General features: G+C 63.8%; 14 protein-coding genes and 2 pseudogenes. 11 read left to right on the forward strand and 5 right to left on the reverse strand.

The annotated features are described in order from the left end of the window. The 3 genes from ABI660_RS02660 to ABI660_RS02670 are packed head-to-tail and all read right to left on the reverse strand — an operon-like array spanning nt 1 to nt 3,021. Nucleotides 1-795, reverse strand: coding sequence for a glycosyltransferase family 2 protein (locus ABI660_RS02660; protein ID WP_348064672.1), 795 nt, complete (start codon nt 793-795; stop codon nt 1-3). Nucleotides 796-833: 38 nt separating this feature from the next. Continuing rightward, a complete protein-coding gene (locus tag ABI660_RS02665) occupies nt 834-1,646 on the reverse strand; it encodes a lysophospholipid acyltransferase family protein (protein WP_348064674.1) in 813 nt (270 codons plus the stop codon). A gap of 19 nt (nt 1,647-1,665) precedes the next feature. Next, nucleotides 1,666-3,021: an NAD(P)/FAD-dependent oxidoreductase gene (locus tag ABI660_RS02670; RefSeq protein WP_348064676.1), complete on the reverse strand. Its 1,356-nt coding sequence runs from the start codon at nt 3,019-3,021 to the stop codon at nt 1,666-1,668. A 389-nt stretch (nt 3,022-3,410) separates the two neighbouring features. Here ABI660_RS02670 and mutS point away from each other — a divergent pair, with 389 nt between their 5' ends. From mutS to ABI660_RS02685, 3 genes are read left to right on the forward strand one after another with little or no spacing between them, the layout of a single operon-like run. Next, complete coding sequence (mutS, locus tag ABI660_RS02675) at nt 3,411-5,966, forward strand: DNA mismatch repair protein MutS (RefSeq protein WP_348064847.1); 2,556 nt, start codon at nt 3,411-3,413, stop codon at nt 5,964-5,966. A gap of 15 nt (nt 5,967-5,981) precedes the next feature. Continuing rightward, a complete protein-coding gene (locus tag ABI660_RS02680; RefSeq protein ID WP_348064678.1) occupies nt 5,982-6,809 on the forward strand; it encodes a proteasome-type protease in 828 nt (275 codons plus the stop codon). A 4-nt stretch (nt 6,810-6,813) separates the two neighbouring features. After that, on the forward strand, nt 6,814-7,656 hold the full coding sequence (locus ABI660_RS02685) for an alpha/beta hydrolase (RefSeq protein WP_348064680.1): 843 nt from the start codon (nt 6,814-6,816) through the stop codon (nt 7,654-7,656). A gap of 27 nt (nt 7,657-7,683) precedes the next feature. Here ABI660_RS02685 and ABI660_RS02690 read toward each other — a convergent pair whose 3' ends face one another. Both ABI660_RS02690 and ABI660_RS02695 read right to left on the reverse strand, forming a co-directional pair. After that, nucleotides 7,684-8,892, reverse strand: a complete 1,209-nt coding sequence (locus tag ABI660_RS02690) for a dienelactone hydrolase family protein (RefSeq protein WP_348064682.1) — start codon at nt 8,890-8,892, stop codon at nt 7,684-7,686. A 33-nt stretch (nt 8,893-8,925) separates the two neighbouring features. Next, nucleotides 8,926-9,759, reverse strand: coding sequence for an undecaprenyl-diphosphate phosphatase (locus ABI660_RS02695; RefSeq protein ID WP_348064684.1), 834 nt, complete (start codon nt 9,757-9,759; stop codon nt 8,926-8,928). Between the two features lie 310 nt (nt 9,760-10,069). Between ABI660_RS02695 and ABI660_RS02700 the strand changes: the two are divergent. The 8 genes and pseudogenes from ABI660_RS02700 to ABI660_RS02735 all read left to right on the forward strand — a co-directional run. Next, nucleotides 10,070-10,480 (forward strand): annotated as a pseudogene (locus ABI660_RS02700) (DUF2306 domain-containing protein); the annotation flags it as partial. 39 nt (nt 10,481-10,519) lie between these two features. Beyond that, nucleotides 10,520-11,038 (forward strand): annotated as a pseudogene (locus ABI660_RS02705) (DUF6622 family protein); the annotation flags it as partial. A 14-nt stretch (nt 11,039-11,052) separates the two neighbouring features. After that, nucleotides 11,053-11,346: a 2TM domain-containing protein gene (locus tag ABI660_RS02710; protein WP_348064686.1), complete on the forward strand. Its 294-nt coding sequence runs from the start codon at nt 11,053-11,055 to the stop codon at nt 11,344-11,346. A gap of 5 nt (nt 11,347-11,351) precedes the next feature. Then, nucleotides 11,352-12,404, forward strand: a complete 1,053-nt coding sequence (locus ABI660_RS02715; protein WP_348064688.1) for a dienelactone hydrolase family protein — start codon at nt 11,352-11,354, stop codon at nt 12,402-12,404. After that, on the forward strand, nt 12,401-12,826 hold the full coding sequence (locus ABI660_RS02720) for a DUF2141 domain-containing protein (RefSeq protein ID WP_348064690.1): 426 nt from the start codon (nt 12,401-12,403) through the stop codon (nt 12,824-12,826). The genes ABI660_RS02715 and ABI660_RS02720 overlap by 4 nt, the downstream gene beginning before the upstream one ends. An 8-nt stretch (nt 12,827-12,834) precedes the next feature. Continuing rightward, nucleotides 12,835-14,346 (forward strand): carotenoid oxygenase family protein, encoded by a 1,512-nt coding sequence (locus ABI660_RS02725; protein WP_348064692.1) that lies wholly within the window; start codon nt 12,835-12,837, stop codon nt 14,344-14,346. Between the two features lie 102 nt (nt 14,347-14,448). Then, nucleotides 14,449-14,661: a 2TM domain-containing protein gene (locus ABI660_RS02730; RefSeq protein WP_348064694.1), complete on the forward strand. Its 213-nt coding sequence runs from the start codon at nt 14,449-14,451 to the stop codon at nt 14,659-14,661. Further along, on the forward strand, nt 14,658-14,945 hold the full coding sequence (locus ABI660_RS02735) for a hypothetical protein (RefSeq protein WP_348064696.1): 288 nt from the start codon (nt 14,658-14,660) through the stop codon (nt 14,943-14,945). Before ABI660_RS02730 ends, ABI660_RS02735 begins: the two co-directional genes overlap by 4 nt. Nucleotide 14,946: the final 1 nt, after the last annotated feature.

Consider the following 14,946-nt stretch of genomic DNA (forward strand, 5'->3'; position numbering starts at 1 on the left):
CTACGCCTTGGGTGAAGTTCCTTGCTGCCGGCCAAGCCGCCGTGCCAGCAGCACTGGCAGGCGCAGAACAAAGCCCAGAAACAGGCGCGAGTGCATCCAGGTCAGCAGCAGGTTGTCGCGCAGGTAGTTGAAGTGCGACACACCGCCTTCGTCCGGCCTGAAATATTTGACGGTAGCCGGCAGGTTAACCGGTTTGATGCCCAGCCAGCACATGCGCACCACGGCCTCGGGGTCGAAGTCGAAACGACGCATCCAGCGCTGGCCGTGCATGACACGCTGCAGCGGTGCTATCGGATAAACACGAAAACCGAACAGCGAGTCCCCAATGCCGGCCCACAAGGTTTCCAGGTCGGCCCAGGCGTTTGACAGCTTGCGCCCGTTCACGCGAATACGGGGTGCATCGGCGGCAAACACCGGCAGCCCCAACACCATGGCAGCAGGCTGCGCGCTGGATGCTTCCATGAATTGCGGAATCAGGTGCGCCGGATGCTGGCCGTCCGAATCCATGGTCAACACATGCGTGAAGCCCTGCGCCGCTGCCAGTTCGATGCCATGAAGCACCGCAGCGCCCTTGCCGACATTGTGTGGCAGCACAATCACGCGCAGGCCCTCATCCTCGGTTGCCATGGCCCGCAGGCCGGCGGCACTGTCGTCGGTGCTGCCATCCACCACCACCCAGACCGGCGTCCACTGCGCGCGTGCCGAGCGAACGGTATCGTAGACCTTGGGGCCGGGGTTGTAGCTGGGTATCAGCACCAGATGGGTGGGGTGCGCGCTCGGAATGGGAACAGTCATCGCTGGAACCTGGCGAAAAATAAAGCCAGGCCCTGGGATCAGGGTGGCAGTGAAACTGGAAAACCGGGCAACTGCGCGTGCGCCAGCTCGGTCTGGAAATACTGCTCGAGCTCACTGACAAAACGCGCGGTATGCTGCGGCGGGTCAAAACGCTTGCCGAGGCGAACCCGGTAAGTGATGGGCATTTTAGGGGCATGCAGCAAGGGCCAGCCTTTTCCCAGAAAGCCGGAGCTGGTTTCGATGAAAACGGTCTGGACTGGCACACCGGCTTTTTTCGCAATCAACCCCGTGGTGCCTTGTAAAGAGCCCACAGGGAAACGCGTGGTGCGCGTGCCTTCCGGAAACAGCAGCAAATGGCTGCCCTGCTGCAGGTCATCCACCGCCAGATGAACCATGGTGCGCAATGGCGTATTGCGTATGTAGCCAGCCAGCCGCGCGCCCGCGCCATAAAACACGCTGTTAACGAGTTCCGCCTTCATGACGCAGGCCGCGCCGGGCAGGCGCGACAGGATCATCAAGGCATCGAGCAGGCAGGGATGATTGGGGGCAATGACCATGGCTGGTTCATCCCGCAATGCATCCAGCTCGGAAAGGTCGAAGCGGCAGGCGCCCATCAGCACCAGGAATCGCAGGTAGCGCCGTGTCATGAGGCTCACCAGCCGACGGCCTATCCGCCTGCTCATCAAGCGCGGAAGCATCGCGCGCATCGGAAACGCCAGCAAGGTCACAACCAGAGACATCAGGCCCAGCAACAGGTAGCCCAGGTGCAGCCGGACTGCTTCATGCAAGGCCCTGCGGCGCACGGGCAGCGCCAGCGGCTCGTTCAGAAGGACATTCGACTTGTTTTCCATACAACTGCCTTGCGCGCCGTCAGCGCGCGGCCGGCGTCGCATCCTCGACCACGCGGATGTTAGCCTTGCGCAGGCGCAACGCCTGCCACGAACGCTTGAAGTTCAGGATGGAGGCCACGTAAAAAATGCCTTTGAGCACGGCCAGCGAACGCCAGATCGGCGTTTTGCCGTAAATGTCGCCCGCCAGCATGGACAGCAGGGCTTCCTTGACACGCCATACATTGCTCGGCGCCATGAACATATCGCGCATGGTCGGGTTGGTCACGCGGTAGATGAACCACGAAAACTCTTTCGGCCCCTTGCGTACCTCCCGGTCGAAATGCGCCAGCGCCGCGGCGGCTTTGGCCGGCTCACGCAGGCAGGTGTCCACCGTCTCGGCACCGACAAAACCGCCCTGCATGGCCAGCATGACGCCCGACGAAAACACCGGGTCGATGAAGGTGAACGCATCGCCGATCATCAGGTGGCTGGGGCCGTGGGTACGTTCGCAGACATAGGAAAAATTGCCAGTGGCTTCGACTTCAGACGACAGCGTCGCATGGGCCAGCCGCTCGCCAAGCGCGGGACACAGGGCAATCGTGTCGAGGAAAAAATCCTTCACGGGCTTGCTGCGGCTCTTGAGGTAATGCGGCCAGACCACCGCACCGATGCTGGTAGCGCCGTCGGCCAGCGGGATGAACCAGAACCAGCCATGGTCAAACCAGAAAATCGTGATGTTGCCTTCATCCTGCCCCGGATGCCGGGTGGCACCGGTGAAGTGGGCATACAGCGCCGAGCTGTTGTGTTTGGGATTGCGCCGCTTGATATCGAACTGCTTGCCCAGCAAGGTGTCGCGGCCCGAAGCATCAACCACGAAGCGTGCGCGCCACTGGCGGGCACCGCCGTCTTCGTGTTCGGCATACACAGTGGCACCGCTGTGGCCGGGCGCAAAAGCAACTTCGCGCACGCGGCAGCCTTCAATCACTTCGGCGCCTACCTTCGCGGCATTGCGAATCAGGATTTCGTCGAACTCGGAACGCCGCACCTGGTAGGAAAAAGGCATGGACTTGTCCCAGGCCTCACCAAATTGGAAGGTCTGGCTCTTGCTCTCGTGCCAGGGAGAAACGAATTCGGCGCCCCATTTTTCAATGCCGATCGCCCGGACGGCATCGGCGACCCCGAGTTTTTCAAAGAGGGGCAGGTTGGCCGGGAGCAGGGATTCGCCGATATGAAAGCGCGGATGGTGGTCTTTTTCGAGAAGGACCACTTTGTGGCCGCGCTGCGCCAGCAATGCACCTATGGTTGAACCTGCGGGGCCGCCGCCAATGACCAGGACATCACACTCGCCAAAGGCTGTGGGAGATGATGAAGCAGTCGGTGAATTCAGCTCGGGCATGGGTTTCCTTGATGGAGTTTTCGAGCTCGCCGCAGACCGCTGGCGGCCTGCTGCACTGTTATCGGGCATTGTCAGGGGCAACCCGGCAAGTTTACGTCGCGAAACCGTCTCTTTTTGTAGTGAAATGTCTGGTTTCACGGATTCGAAGCGGCGTGGGCGGCCAAGCAGTGCTTCTTGATCCACGTCTCCGGCCAATTTTCCGCGTGGTCCGGCGACGACCTGGCGGCAAGTGCTATTATTTTCCCGCCCCTGCTGGCTCCCCGCCGCCGCGCTGAGTTCACCCGTGTATTCAGTCATTTACCGCCATCGCCTGAGAACCAGTGAACCATCCAGCGCTACCTCCCGACATCACCGACCCGGTTCTCGCCGGCAACGGTAAACACACGCCCATGATGCAGCAGTATCTGGGCCTGAAAGCGGACTATCCCGACACCCTGCTGCTCTACCGCATGGGTGATTTTTACGAATTGTTTTATGCGGATGCCGAAAAAGCCGCGCGCCTGCTCGACATCACGCTGACGCGGCGCGGCCAGTCAGCCGGCGAGCCGGTGGTCATGGCCGGCGTGCCCTTTCATTCGCTGGAAGGCTACCTCGCCAAACTGATCAAGCTGGGAGAATCGGTCGCCATCTGTGAGCAGGTCGGCGACGTCGCCACGGCCAAAGGGCCGGTCGAGCGCAAGGTCGTGCGGGTGGTGACACCGGGCACGCTGACCGATACCGAATTGCTCAGCGACAAGACTGAATCCATATTGCTGGCCGTGCACCAGGGCCTGCGCAATACCTGCGGCCTGGCTTGGCTCAGCGTCACCCAGGGCGAAATCCACCTGGCGCACTGCGCAAATGACGAGATCGAGACCTGGATCGCGCGGATTGCGCCCAGCGAGCTGCTCTACAACGTCGATGTCACGCCCGCTTTTGAGCAGCGCCTGAAAACCCAGCGCTGCGCCGTCAGCGCCCGCCCGGCCTGGCAGTTCGATGCCACCCTGGGTGCGCGCCGGCTGCTGGCACAACTGCAGGTGGCCTCGCTGGCTTCATGGAGTGCCGAAGCCCTCCCTGAGGCCCACGCCGCGGCGTCTGCGCTGCTCGGTTATGCCGAGCACACCCAGGGCCGCGCCCTGTCCCATGTGCACAGCCTGCAGGTCGTGCGCTCCGGCGAGCTGATCGAGCTGCCGCAGACCACGCGGCGCAACCTGGAACTGACCCAGACCCTGCGCGGCGAGGATTCCCCCACCCTCTTTTCGCTGCTGGACACCTGCAGCACCGGCATGGGCAGCCGCGCCCTGAAAAGCTGGCTGCTCAACCCCCGTCGCGACCGCGCCCAGGCACAGGCGCGCCTCGACACCATCACCGCGCTACGCGACGGTGGCCTGCAGCAGAAAATACGCACCGGGCTCAAGGGTTGCAGCGACGTCGAACGCATCACCGCCCGCATTGCCTTGCGCCAGGTGCGCCCGCGCGAGCTGGTGGCACTGCGCTGCACGCTACAAAAAACAGAGCTGCTCGCGCCCGTCCAGAAAGGGCTACCGGCACTTTTGACCACTATTTTGGAAGATTTGCAGGCACCACCGGCCTGCGAGGCACTGCTGGGCCGCTATGTGCTGGACGAACCTGCCGCGCTGATCCGCGACGGCGGCGTGATCAACCACGGCTGCGATGCCGACCTCGACGAGCTGCGCGCCATCCAGACCAATTGCGACGACTTTTTGCTGGACCTGGAAGGCCGCGAAAAAGCCCGCACCGGCATCACCAACCTGCGCGTGCAGTTCAACAAGGTGCACGGTTTTTACATCGAAGTCACACAGGGCCAGCTCGACAAGGTGCCCGACGACTACCGGCGCCGCCAGACCCTGAAAAATGCCGAGCGCTACATCACGCCCGAACTCAAGGCTTTTGAAGACAAGGCCTTGTCGGCGCAGGAACGGGCGCTGGCCCGCGAGAAATGGCTGTACGAGCAACTGCTCGACGAACTGCAGCAGTTTGTTCCCACCCTCACCCGCCTGGCGCGTGCGCTGGCCTCGCTGGACGCGTTGTGCGCGCTGGCCGAACGCTCACTCACACTGAACTGGTCGGCTCCGCTGTTTGTGAAGGAGCCCTGCATCGAGATCACCCAGGGCCGACACCCGGTGGTCGAAGCGCGGCTGGCCGAAACCACAGGCGGCTCGTTTATTGCCAACGATTGCGGGCTGAGCGGCAAGAGCCGCATGCAGATCATCACCGGCCCGAACATGGGCGGTAAATCCACCTACATGCGCCAGGTGGCCATCATCGTGCTGCTGGCCAGCGTCGGCTCGTATGTGCCGGCCGGTGCCTGCCGCCTGGGGCCCATCGACGCCATCCACACACGCATAGGCGCGGCCGATGACGTGGCCAACGCGCAATCGACCTTCATGCTCGAGATGACCGAGGCCGCGCAAATCCTGCATGCGGCCACACCGCACTCGCTGGTGCTGATGGACGAAATCGGCCGCGGTACTTCCACCTTCGACGGTCTGGCACTGGCCGGCGGCATTGCCGCCCATCTGCACAACAAAACCCAGGCCTTCACGCTGTTTGCCACGCACTATTTTGAGCTGACCGAGTTTCCGGCCCGCCACCATGCGGCAGTCAACGTGCATGTGAGTGCGGTCGAGTCCGGCGCCAGCATCGTGTTCCTGCACCACATCGAACCCGGCCCGGCCAGCAAGAGCTACGGTATTGCCGTGGCCAAACTCGCCGGCGTGCCGGCTGGCGTGGTCAACCATGCGCGGCATGCGCTCGATGCGCTGGAGACCCAGCAAACCGCCAGCCGCGCGCAGGTGGACCTGTTTGCCGCCCCGCCCGAGCAGCCTGCCGCCGAACCCAGTGCCGTGGAAAAAGCGCTTCATGGCATCGACCCCGACGCCCTGAGCCCCCGCGAAGCCCTCGATGCCCTTTATCAACTCAAAAAACTTTCTGCAGCGGATTGACCTACCATCGCTTTCATGACTTACTGCGTCGCCATCAAACTCAACGCCGGCCTGGTGTTTCTTTCTGACTCGCGCACCAACGCCGGGCTGGACCAGATCAGTACCTTCCGCAAGATGATCATTTATGAGAAGCCGGACGACCGCTTCATGGTGCTGCTGTCGGCGGGCAATCTGTCCATTTCCCAGTCCGTGCGAGAAATCCTGCAGGTCGAGCAGCTCAAGGACCCCGACGGCGGCCCGCCCATCACCATCTGGAACGCCAAGAGCATGTTCGACGCCGCACGTGTGCTGGGGGCGGCCATACGCCGCGTGCACGAGCGCGATGCGGACGACCTCAAACACGCGGGCGTTGAGTTCAATGTCTCGCTGATCTTCGGCGGCCAGATCCGCGGCGAAGGTATGCGCCTGTTCCAGGTCTATTCGGCGGGCAACTTCATTGAAGCCACCCCCGAGACGCCTTACTTCCAGGTCGGCGAATCCAAATACGGCAAGCCCGTGCTCGACCGCGTGATCACACCCGAAACACCGCTGGACGAAGCCGCCAAGTGCGCACTGGTGTCCATGGACTCGACGCTCAAGTCCAACCTGTCCGTCGGCCTGCCGCTGGACATGGTGGTGTATGAAGTCAATTCGCTGCAAAGCGACAAGGTGGTCTGCATTGACCACGAGAACCCTTACTTCCGCATGCTGCACAACAACTGGGGCAAAAAGCTGCGCGAGGTTTTCGACAGCATTGAAGACCCGATGTGGACCGGCGGCGAAACCCAGGTGCCGCTTCTGACGCCGCTCACGCGCAATCAGCCCCTGAAAAAGATCACTTCGCCCGAAGAAAAATTGATCTGACCCCGTGCCCGTTTCTCCCAAGCCCCTCATCGTTTTCTCCCACGGCAACAGCTTTCCCGCAAGCACCTACGGCGTGCTGTTCCAGAGCCTGAAATCGCGCGGCTTCCAGGTCAAGGCGATCGAAAAATTCGGCCACGACCCACGCTACCCGGTCACCAGCAACTGGCCGCACCTGGTACAGCAGCTGGCTGACTTCACCAGCGAGCAGGTTGAAAAGACCGGACAGCCGGCTTTTCTTGTCGGTCATTCCCTGGGTGGCTTCTTGAGCTTGATGTGCGCCGCGCGCAACCCGGTGCTGGGCGGCCAGCCGGTGCGCGGGGTGTTGCTGATTGATTCACCGATTCTCGGCGGCTGGCGCGCCGCCGCGCTCAGTGTGGCCAAACGTGCCCAGCTGGTGGGCTCCATCTCCCCGGGTGCCATCAGCCGCAAGCGCAAGCACCAATGGCTGGGGCTGAACGACGTGCTGACGCATTTCCGCAGCAAGAAGGCCTTTGCGCGCTGGGACGAACAGGTGTTGCGCGACTATATCGAACATGGCACCCACGACGCCCAAGGCGAGGATGGCACCCAGCGCCAGCTGAGTTTTGACCGCGACGTGGAAACCGCCATCTACAACACCCTGCCGCACAACCTGGAAGGCCTGCTCAAGCGCCATCCGCTGAAATGCCCGGTCGCCTTTATCGGCGGCCGCCAGTCGGCGGAGATGAAGCAGGTCGGCATGGCCATGACCGAACAGGTCACCAAGGGCCGCATCATGATGCTCGATGGCAGCCACCTGTTTCCGATGGAAAAACCGGTGGCCACGGCGGCCGCCATCGAAGCCGCGTTGCTGGACATGCAGTCATGACCGGAGGCCTCGCGCCGCCAGAAAAAATTATCTCGAAGCGCCGGCGCCCACCCGCCGCACACTGGCGGCATCGGCACGTGTCGCCACATCGGGCTGCCACACCACCTGGTCGTCTACCGCATACAGCCAGCATCTTGATTTCGCCCTCGCACACTGCTGGAAGGTCGTCGCGATCGCCTCGGGCTCGCCTGCGTTGAAGTACCAGCCGCCCTTTTCCGTCACGGCAAAGGCTTTGGGAGACGGCAAGGTACGGAAGTGGGCATAACGCGCCTTGCCGGCGTCGCTGAGCGGCACGGCAGCCGTGTCATCGGCCGCTGCAAAGCCCGAAACCGACGGCACCGCGTAGTGATGTCCTCTAAAGCGCTGGGCGTGCGACAGCAGCAATGGCTGGTCCAGTTGCGCCGAGAGAAACTCAAACATGCGCGCATGCGACGCTTCCCGCGCCGCAGGGTTGCCGCCTACCGTGGCCTTGCCGGTTTTGGTGTTGCCCAGGCCTTCCATTTGCCTGACGGGGCCAGGACCGTCAAAGCCGTGGTAACTGCCGGGGTAGACCACCAATTCCACTGGCGCATTCGCCTTGCTCTTTTGCAAGCGCCCATGCAAGGTAACGCACTCCGGAGCCAGTGTCCAGTCGTCGAGCTCACCAATCATGATCAGCAGCGGCACATGGACTTCATAGTTCCACATCCTGTTGTTACGCAGGCAGCCAGGGTAAAAAGCCACGGCGGCGCGTGGCTGCACTTTCTGCGCCTGCACGTATTTGTCCGTGGCGTCGAGGGTGCTGAGCACCGTCTGCGCACCGTGCGACCATCCCAGGACCACGATGCGGGAAGCATCGACAGACGGCTGCTTTACCAGCCAGTCGATGGCAGCGAACACGTCCTCTCGCCTGTCGTTTTCATGGATGGTCCGAAGCTTGTTGGGCGTCTCGCAAATCGATTTCTGGCCGCGCGGGGTAAAACTGTCCAGTGCGAGGAAGTGCATGCGCTCCGCGTTGAAGTACCCTCCATAGCGAAAGAGCCGTTCAGCGAAATTGCCTTTATTGTCCAGCCCGCCGCCGCACCCGTGCAAGCCGATGACGACAGGCCGCGGGTCCTTGTCGCCTGCGTCGAACCAGTGGCCGGGAATCTGCAGCTTTCCGTCCTGCGACAGGATGGATACCGGACCTCCCGCGTGCGACAGCTGTGCAAGCAGCAGACCAAAAAGAAAGGCAGAAAAATTTCGAAACCAGCTCATGACGGTCCCCCTATTTTTCCGGACGCACAGTTTTTATTGCGACCAGACCACCAGCCCGCTCCACGCAGTGGCCAGCACCACGATGCCAAAGGCAATCCGGTACCAGGCAAATGGCACAAAGCTGTGGGTGGCGATGTAACGCAGCAGCCAGCGAATGCACAACCAGGCGCTGATGAAGGAAAACAGCAGGCCGACGCCGAACATCGGCAAGTCCGCCACCGACAGCAGGGCGCGGTCTTTATATAGGCTGTAAACGCCGGCACCTATCAGCGTCGGAATCGCAAGGTAAAAGGAAAAATCGGTCGCGGCCTTGCGTGACAGGCCCAGCAGCATGCCGCCGATGATGGTGGCACCGCTGCGGCTGGTACCAGGAATCATGGCCAAGCACTGCACCAGACCGACCTTGAGCGCGTCCATCACGGTCATGGCCTCAACCTCATGGATGCGCGCCGTTGCCGGGTTGGCCTGCTGGCGCCGCTCGGCCCAGAGGATGATGAATCCCCCGATGATGAACGTACTGGCCACCACGACCGGCGTGAAGAGGTTGGCCTTGATGGCCTTGCCGAACAGCAGGCCCAGGATCACGGCCGGCACAAAAGCCACGAACACATTGAGCGCAAACTGCTGCGCCTGTTTCTCCGTCGGTAGCGCCACCAGCGTATCGCGGATTTTTTGCCAGTACACCAGGATCACCGCAAAAATGGCGCCGGTCTGGATCGCGATGTCAAAGACCTTGGCCTTGTCGTCGTCAAAACCCAGCAGCGCGCCAGCAAGAATCAGGTGGCCGGTGGAAGAAATGGGCAGGAACTCGGTCAAACCCTCGACGACGCCCATGACGGCCGCCTTGATCAGCAATGCAATGTCCACTCATGCTCCAGAAAGTAAGGGGGGATTATCGCCGCAGCCTGTTGGCGCCGTTTGCACCCCTGACCGGCTTTGCGGCCGAAATTCTGGTTCATGTCGGCCTTGCGACTACAGCTCGTTACAGACTTGAGAACTTGCCCCTCAGGAATTCATGGCCTTGGCCCCTCCGGGCCCCGAACAAACGACTTTTCGGGCTGCGTTTCGCGCCGGCAGGGCGCAACTCGCGCCCCGCTTTCTGCATTTCGTCGCACAGCCCTCGCCGCGGCAGCGGCGCTTGGGCACAGTCCGCTTCATCCACTCCCGGAGAAGCCCCATGGACATGTCGCCTCTTATTGCCGTTCACCTGACTGCCACTCTTGGCGCCCTGGCCACTGGCCCGGTCGCCATCTGGGCCCGCAAGGGCGCCACCCAGCGGCCCAAACTGCACCGTGCTTCGGGTTACGCGTGGGTGACGCTGATGCTGGTGGCCGCCACCTCCGCCATTTTCATCCGCGACTTCCGGCTGCCCAACATCAACGGCTACACGCCCATCCACCTGCTTGTCCCGGTGGTATACGGCATGCTTTTCCTCGCCTTCTGGTTTCTGGCCAAAGGCAACATCGACGGCCACCGCAAAACCATGCAGCGCCTCTACATCGGCGCCTGCGGGGTGGCGGGTGCCTTCACCCTGCTGCCCGGCCGCTACCTTGGCAACCTGGTTTTCGGCCAGTGGCTCGGACTGATTTCCCCAACCTACCAACCTCCTCAAGGAACACCCATGATTGCTCAAATCCTCATCAACACCCCCTTATGGGTCTGGGGCCTGCTGGCCGCACTGCTGGTGCTTGGCCTCAGCCAGACACGCAGCCGCAGCGCCGGCCTCACCCGTGTGACACTGCTGCCTCTGGGCCTGGGCGCCTTTTCCCTGTACGGCACCATCTCGGCCTTCGGCGCCTCGCCGGCCGTGCTGGGCAGCTGGTTCGCCGCCGGCACCCTGCTGGTGCTCGCGGTCACGCAACTCCCCCTGCCGGCTGGCGCCCGTTACGACAGTGCCACCCGCCAGTTCCAGCTTCCGGGAAGCTGGGTTCCCATGGTGCTGATCATGGGCATCTTTCTGACCAAATACGCCGTTGGCGTCAGCCTGGCGATGCACCCGGAACTGAAGATCCACGCCAACTTCAGCCTGGCCATAGGCACGCTTTACGGCGTATTCAGCGGCATTTTTGCCGGCCGTGCCATCCGTCTGGTTCGCCTGGCGCTACGGCCCGCAGCCGGCCCGGTCCTTCCCGTCCTCAACGCCTGAAAAAGGAGATCATCATGAACGCGTCAACCGTGCAAGACAAACATCTCGAACAACTCGCCCGCAAGCGCGCGAGCGCCAAAATGGGCTGGTATATCCACGCCACCGTTTTCATCATCGTCAACCTCCTGCTGGCGGGCCTGTCCGCCATGAGCGAGCGCCACTGGGCGATGTTCCCGGCCTTCGGCTGGGGCATAGGCCTGGCGGTCCATGGCTTCGTGGTGTTCTTCGTCACTGGCGGGGCCTGCCTGCACGAGCGGCTGGTCCAGCAAGAGCGCAGCCGCCTGCAGCTGCAGCGGGACCCGTGGTGAAAAGCATGGCTATGCACTACCTTCCTCTCCATGGCGTCGTCGCCTGTATGGCCGCGCTGCTGGCCTTCCTCTCCCCCGAACGGGCGATAGCCCAGACCGGCATGACGACGCTGCAAGCGCCCAACCTGCCGATTACCCTGGTCTATCCCACCGCCGCGAAGGAAAGCGCCCAAGCCATGGGCCCCTTCACCCTGCAGGTAGCGCCGAACGCGGCTCCGACGCGCGGCAACGGCCGACTGGTCGTCCTATCGCACGGCACCGGCGGCAGCGCCCTGAGCGACCATGACCTGGCACGCACTCTGGCCAACGCCGGCTTCGTGGTGGCCCAGCCCGAACACCAGGGCGACAACTGGCAAGACCAGCAGCGCAGCGGCCCCGAGTCGTGGAAGCTGCGCCCCGGCGAAGTCAGCAAGGCAATCGATGCCGTGATGGCGGACCCGCGCTTCGCGCCCCTGCTGGACGCGAGCAAGGTCGGAGTGCACGGCATGTCGGCCGGCGGCGGCACCGCGCTGGCGCTGGCCGGCGGCCAATGGAGCGTGAACCAGATGGTCGCGCACTGCGCCGCGCACCTGGTCGATGACGCGGGCTTCTGCTTCTACGGCCTGCGCACGGCGGCCGAGCGCCAGCAGCGTGCCGCCGAGTACGCTCGCGCAGCGGTCACTCCGCAGCCGCCGGTGCTGTTTGGCGGTGCGCAGGTGCGCGATGCCCGCATCGCCGCGGCTGCGGCCACTGTGCCGCTGGGCGCCGCCTTCACCGCCGACAGCCTCAAGGGCATCGCCATCCCGGTGGCCATCGTGGAAGCTTCGGCCGACCAGGTGCTGTTGCCCGCGTTCCATTCCGGCCGCGTGCTGGCGCTGTGCTCGAACTGCAAGCCGCTGGGCGTGCTGCCGGGCGCCGGCCATTTGGACACGCTCTCGCCCTGGCCCGACTCGATCGCGCAGCGGCTTGCGAATGTCCCCGGCTTCGCGCGGTCGCCCAATTTCGACCACAAGCTGCTAATGGCCAGCTACCAGCGCATCGCCGCCTTCTTCCAGCAAACCCTGGTGGGTGCGCCATGAGCCCGCGCAAACTCGCGGCGGCGGCCATGCTGGCGGCGGCGGTCGCCGCGCACGCCGGTGACCTGACCATCACCGTCGAGAACGTGCAAAGCGACGATGGTCAGGTGATGGTGGGCCTGTTCGACTCGGCCGCCTCCTTTCCCAAGCAGGTCGCGCGCGGCCGGTCGGTGGGCGCGGCGCAGCGCGATGCCACCGGCAAGATCCAGGTCGTGTTCGCCGGGCTCGCGCCCGGCACCTACGCCGTCTCGGCTTTTCATGACCGCGACAACAGCGGCAAGCTCAACGTCAACATGATCGGCGTCCCCAGCGAACCTTACGGCTTCTCGGGCAAGCCCGCCGGGCGCATGGGAGCGCCGGCTTTTTCCGACGCCGCGATTCAGGTGCCCGATACCGGCGCCGCCATCAGCATCGAAGTGAAGTGAGGTCCGCCATGACACAACAACTCTCACGCCGCGCCTTGCTGCAAGGCATCGCCGCCGCCGGCTTGCCGCTGTCGCTGTTGACCCGCGCCGCCACGCCGCAAGGCGCCATGGCCAGCTCGTACGCCCCTTACGACGGTCCGTTCAACGCGCGTTTCTCCGGCGAACTCCAGGCGCAAAGCCTGCCCATCGAAGGCCGGCTGCCAACGGAGCTGCGCGGCACGTTGTACCGCAACGGCCCGGCACGCATGCGGCTGGGCACCACCGAATACCGCCACTGGTTCGATGGCGACGGCATGGTGCAGGCCTTCGCGCTGGCGGACGGGCGGGCCCGGCATCGCGGCGTGCTGCTGCGCACGCCCAAGCTGGTCGAGGAAGAAGCCGCGGGCCGCTTCCTGTACCCCGCTTTCGGCACCAACTTTCCCGACGCGCACGACGCGCGCACGCCCGATTCGCTCAACACCGCCAACATCAACCTGCTGGCGATGAAGGGCGGGCGCGAACTCTACGCGCTGTGGGAAGGCGGCTCCGCGCTGCAGATCGACCCGCAGACGCTGGCCGCGGGCGGCTTCAAGACCTGGTCTCCCGAGACGGCCGGCGCACCCTTTTCCGCGCACCCGCGCATCTCGCCCGATGGCACCGTGTGGAGCTTCGGCTACATGGCCGGCTCGGGCAAGCTCGTCGTATACGAGATCACGCCCGATGGGCAACTGCGGCGCCAGTCGCTGCTGGCCGCGCCGCAGGCAGACATGGTGCACGACTTCGCCGTCACCACGCGCCACCTGGTGTTCCTGCTGATGCCGCTGCAATACGACCGCGAACCAAAAGCCGGTACCAGCTTTGCCGACCGCTTCGACTGGAACGCCCAGGCCCCCATGATCGCGCTCGTCGTAGACAAGTCGGACTTCTCGACGCGCCGCTTCGAGCTGCCCAACGGCGGCGTGTTCCACCTGGGCAATGCCTGGGAGGACGGCGGCACGATCCGCCTGTCCTACGTCCGCCATCCCAACCTGGCGCAGACGCTGCGCAGCCTGCGCATATTGCAGGACACGCGTGAAGCCTCGGCCGGGCCCACCGCCTTGGTGGAAGTGCAGCTCGATCTTGCGAGCGGCCGCGCCAGCCAGCAGAAAGTCGACGGCATGGACAACGTCGAATTTCCGCGCTTCGACACCCGCCGCACCGGCGAAAAGACCGCAATGAGCGTGCTGATGCAGCGCAGCGCAGCGATGCCGCCGGCCGTGCGGGGCTTCGACACCGTGCTTAAGCTGCGCGAGGGCCGCATTCAGCGCCACGTCTACGGGGGCAACTGGATCGCGGAAGAACACCTGTTCGTTCCGCGCTCCGCATCAGCCCGTCCAGACGACGGCTGGATACTCGGAACCGCGTACGACTGGGCCAAGGAACGCACGGCGCTGTCGGTGTTCGACGCCGGCAACGTCGCAGCCGGACCGCTGGCGCGGATTCACTTGCCGTACGGGTTGCCGTTGGGGCTGCACGGGCAGTTCGTGCAGGCGCTCTCCTAGAATAACTTCATGAGCCAGCCGTTGTCCCCCGAAGAGATCGAACGCCTCGCGCACAAGCGCGCGGGCGCCAAGCTCGGCTGGTATGTCCACGCCGCGGTCTAGGTGCTGGTCAACTTCTTCCTCTTCGCGACGGCGTACTTCGGACTGCGCTCGCGGCCCTGGACCCCCTACGCCACAATGGGCTGGGGCCTGGGCCTGGCGCTGCACGGCATTTCGGTCTTTGTATTGGGTACTGACGGGAGCTTGCGCGAACGCATGGTGCAAAAAGAACGTGAACGCCTGCAGCGCGAGCGCGGCGGTGGTCCACCCCGATGAAAATCGACTGGATCGCCAAGCTGCGGCACATGCTGCAGGTTCTGGCATTTGCCCTGGCCATCGCCACCATCCAGTACGCCTTCATGCCGGAGCGGCCCTACGGCCCGCCGCTGGTGTACTCGCTGCTCATCGCCAGCATCACCTGGGCTGTGATTGACCTCGGCCGCGAGTTTTTCCCCTCCAGCGCCAAACCCGGCTGGCCGCAAGCGCGCGAGCGCCACTGGGCGGTATTCGCGGCCTTCGGCTGGGGCATAGGCCTGGCCTTGCAGCGCGACCCTTGGTAAA

The organism is Polaromonas sp., assembly GCF_039930745.1.
Classification (GTDB): Bacteria; Pseudomonadota; Gammaproteobacteria; order Burkholderiales; family Burkholderiaceae_C; genus Polaromonas.

Excerpts from the sequence above, each read along its gene's own strand:
- ABI660_RS02660 (WP_348064672.1), bottom strand. The coding sequence starts at position 795 with ATGACTGTTCCCATTCCGAGCGCGCACCCCACCCATCTGGTGCTGATA.
- ABI660_RS02665 (WP_348064674.1), bottom strand. The coding sequence starts at position 1,646 with ATGGAAAACAAGTCGAATGTCCTTCTGAACGAGCCGCTGGCGCTGCCC.
- ABI660_RS02670 (WP_348064676.1), bottom strand. The coding sequence starts at position 3,021 with ATGCCCGAGCTGAATTCACCGACTGCTTCATCATCTCCCACAGCCTTT.
- mutS (WP_348064847.1), top strand. The coding sequence starts at position 3,411 with ATGATGCAGCAGTATCTGGGCCTGAAAGCGGACTATCCCGACACCCTG.
- ABI660_RS02680 (WP_348064678.1), top strand. The coding sequence starts at position 5,982 with ATGACTTACTGCGTCGCCATCAAACTCAACGCCGGCCTGGTGTTTCTT.
- ABI660_RS02690 (WP_348064682.1), bottom strand. The coding sequence starts at position 8,892 with ATGAGCTGGTTTCGAAATTTTTCTGCCTTTCTTTTTGGTCTGCTGCTT.
- ABI660_RS02710 (WP_348064686.1), top strand. The coding sequence starts at position 11,053 with ATGAACGCGTCAACCGTGCAAGACAAACATCTCGAACAACTCGCCCGC.
- ABI660_RS02715 (WP_348064688.1), top strand. The coding sequence starts at position 11,352 with ATGGCTATGCACTACCTTCCTCTCCATGGCGTCGTCGCCTGTATGGCC.
- ABI660_RS02720 (WP_348064690.1), top strand. The coding sequence starts at position 12,401 with ATGAGCCCGCGCAAACTCGCGGCGGCGGCCATGCTGGCGGCGGCGGTC.
- ABI660_RS02725 (WP_348064692.1), top strand. The coding sequence starts at position 12,835 with ATGACACAACAACTCTCACGCCGCGCCTTGCTGCAAGGCATCGCCGCC.
- ABI660_RS02735 (WP_348064696.1), top strand. The coding sequence starts at position 14,658 with ATGAAAATCGACTGGATCGCCAAGCTGCGGCACATGCTGCAGGTTCTG.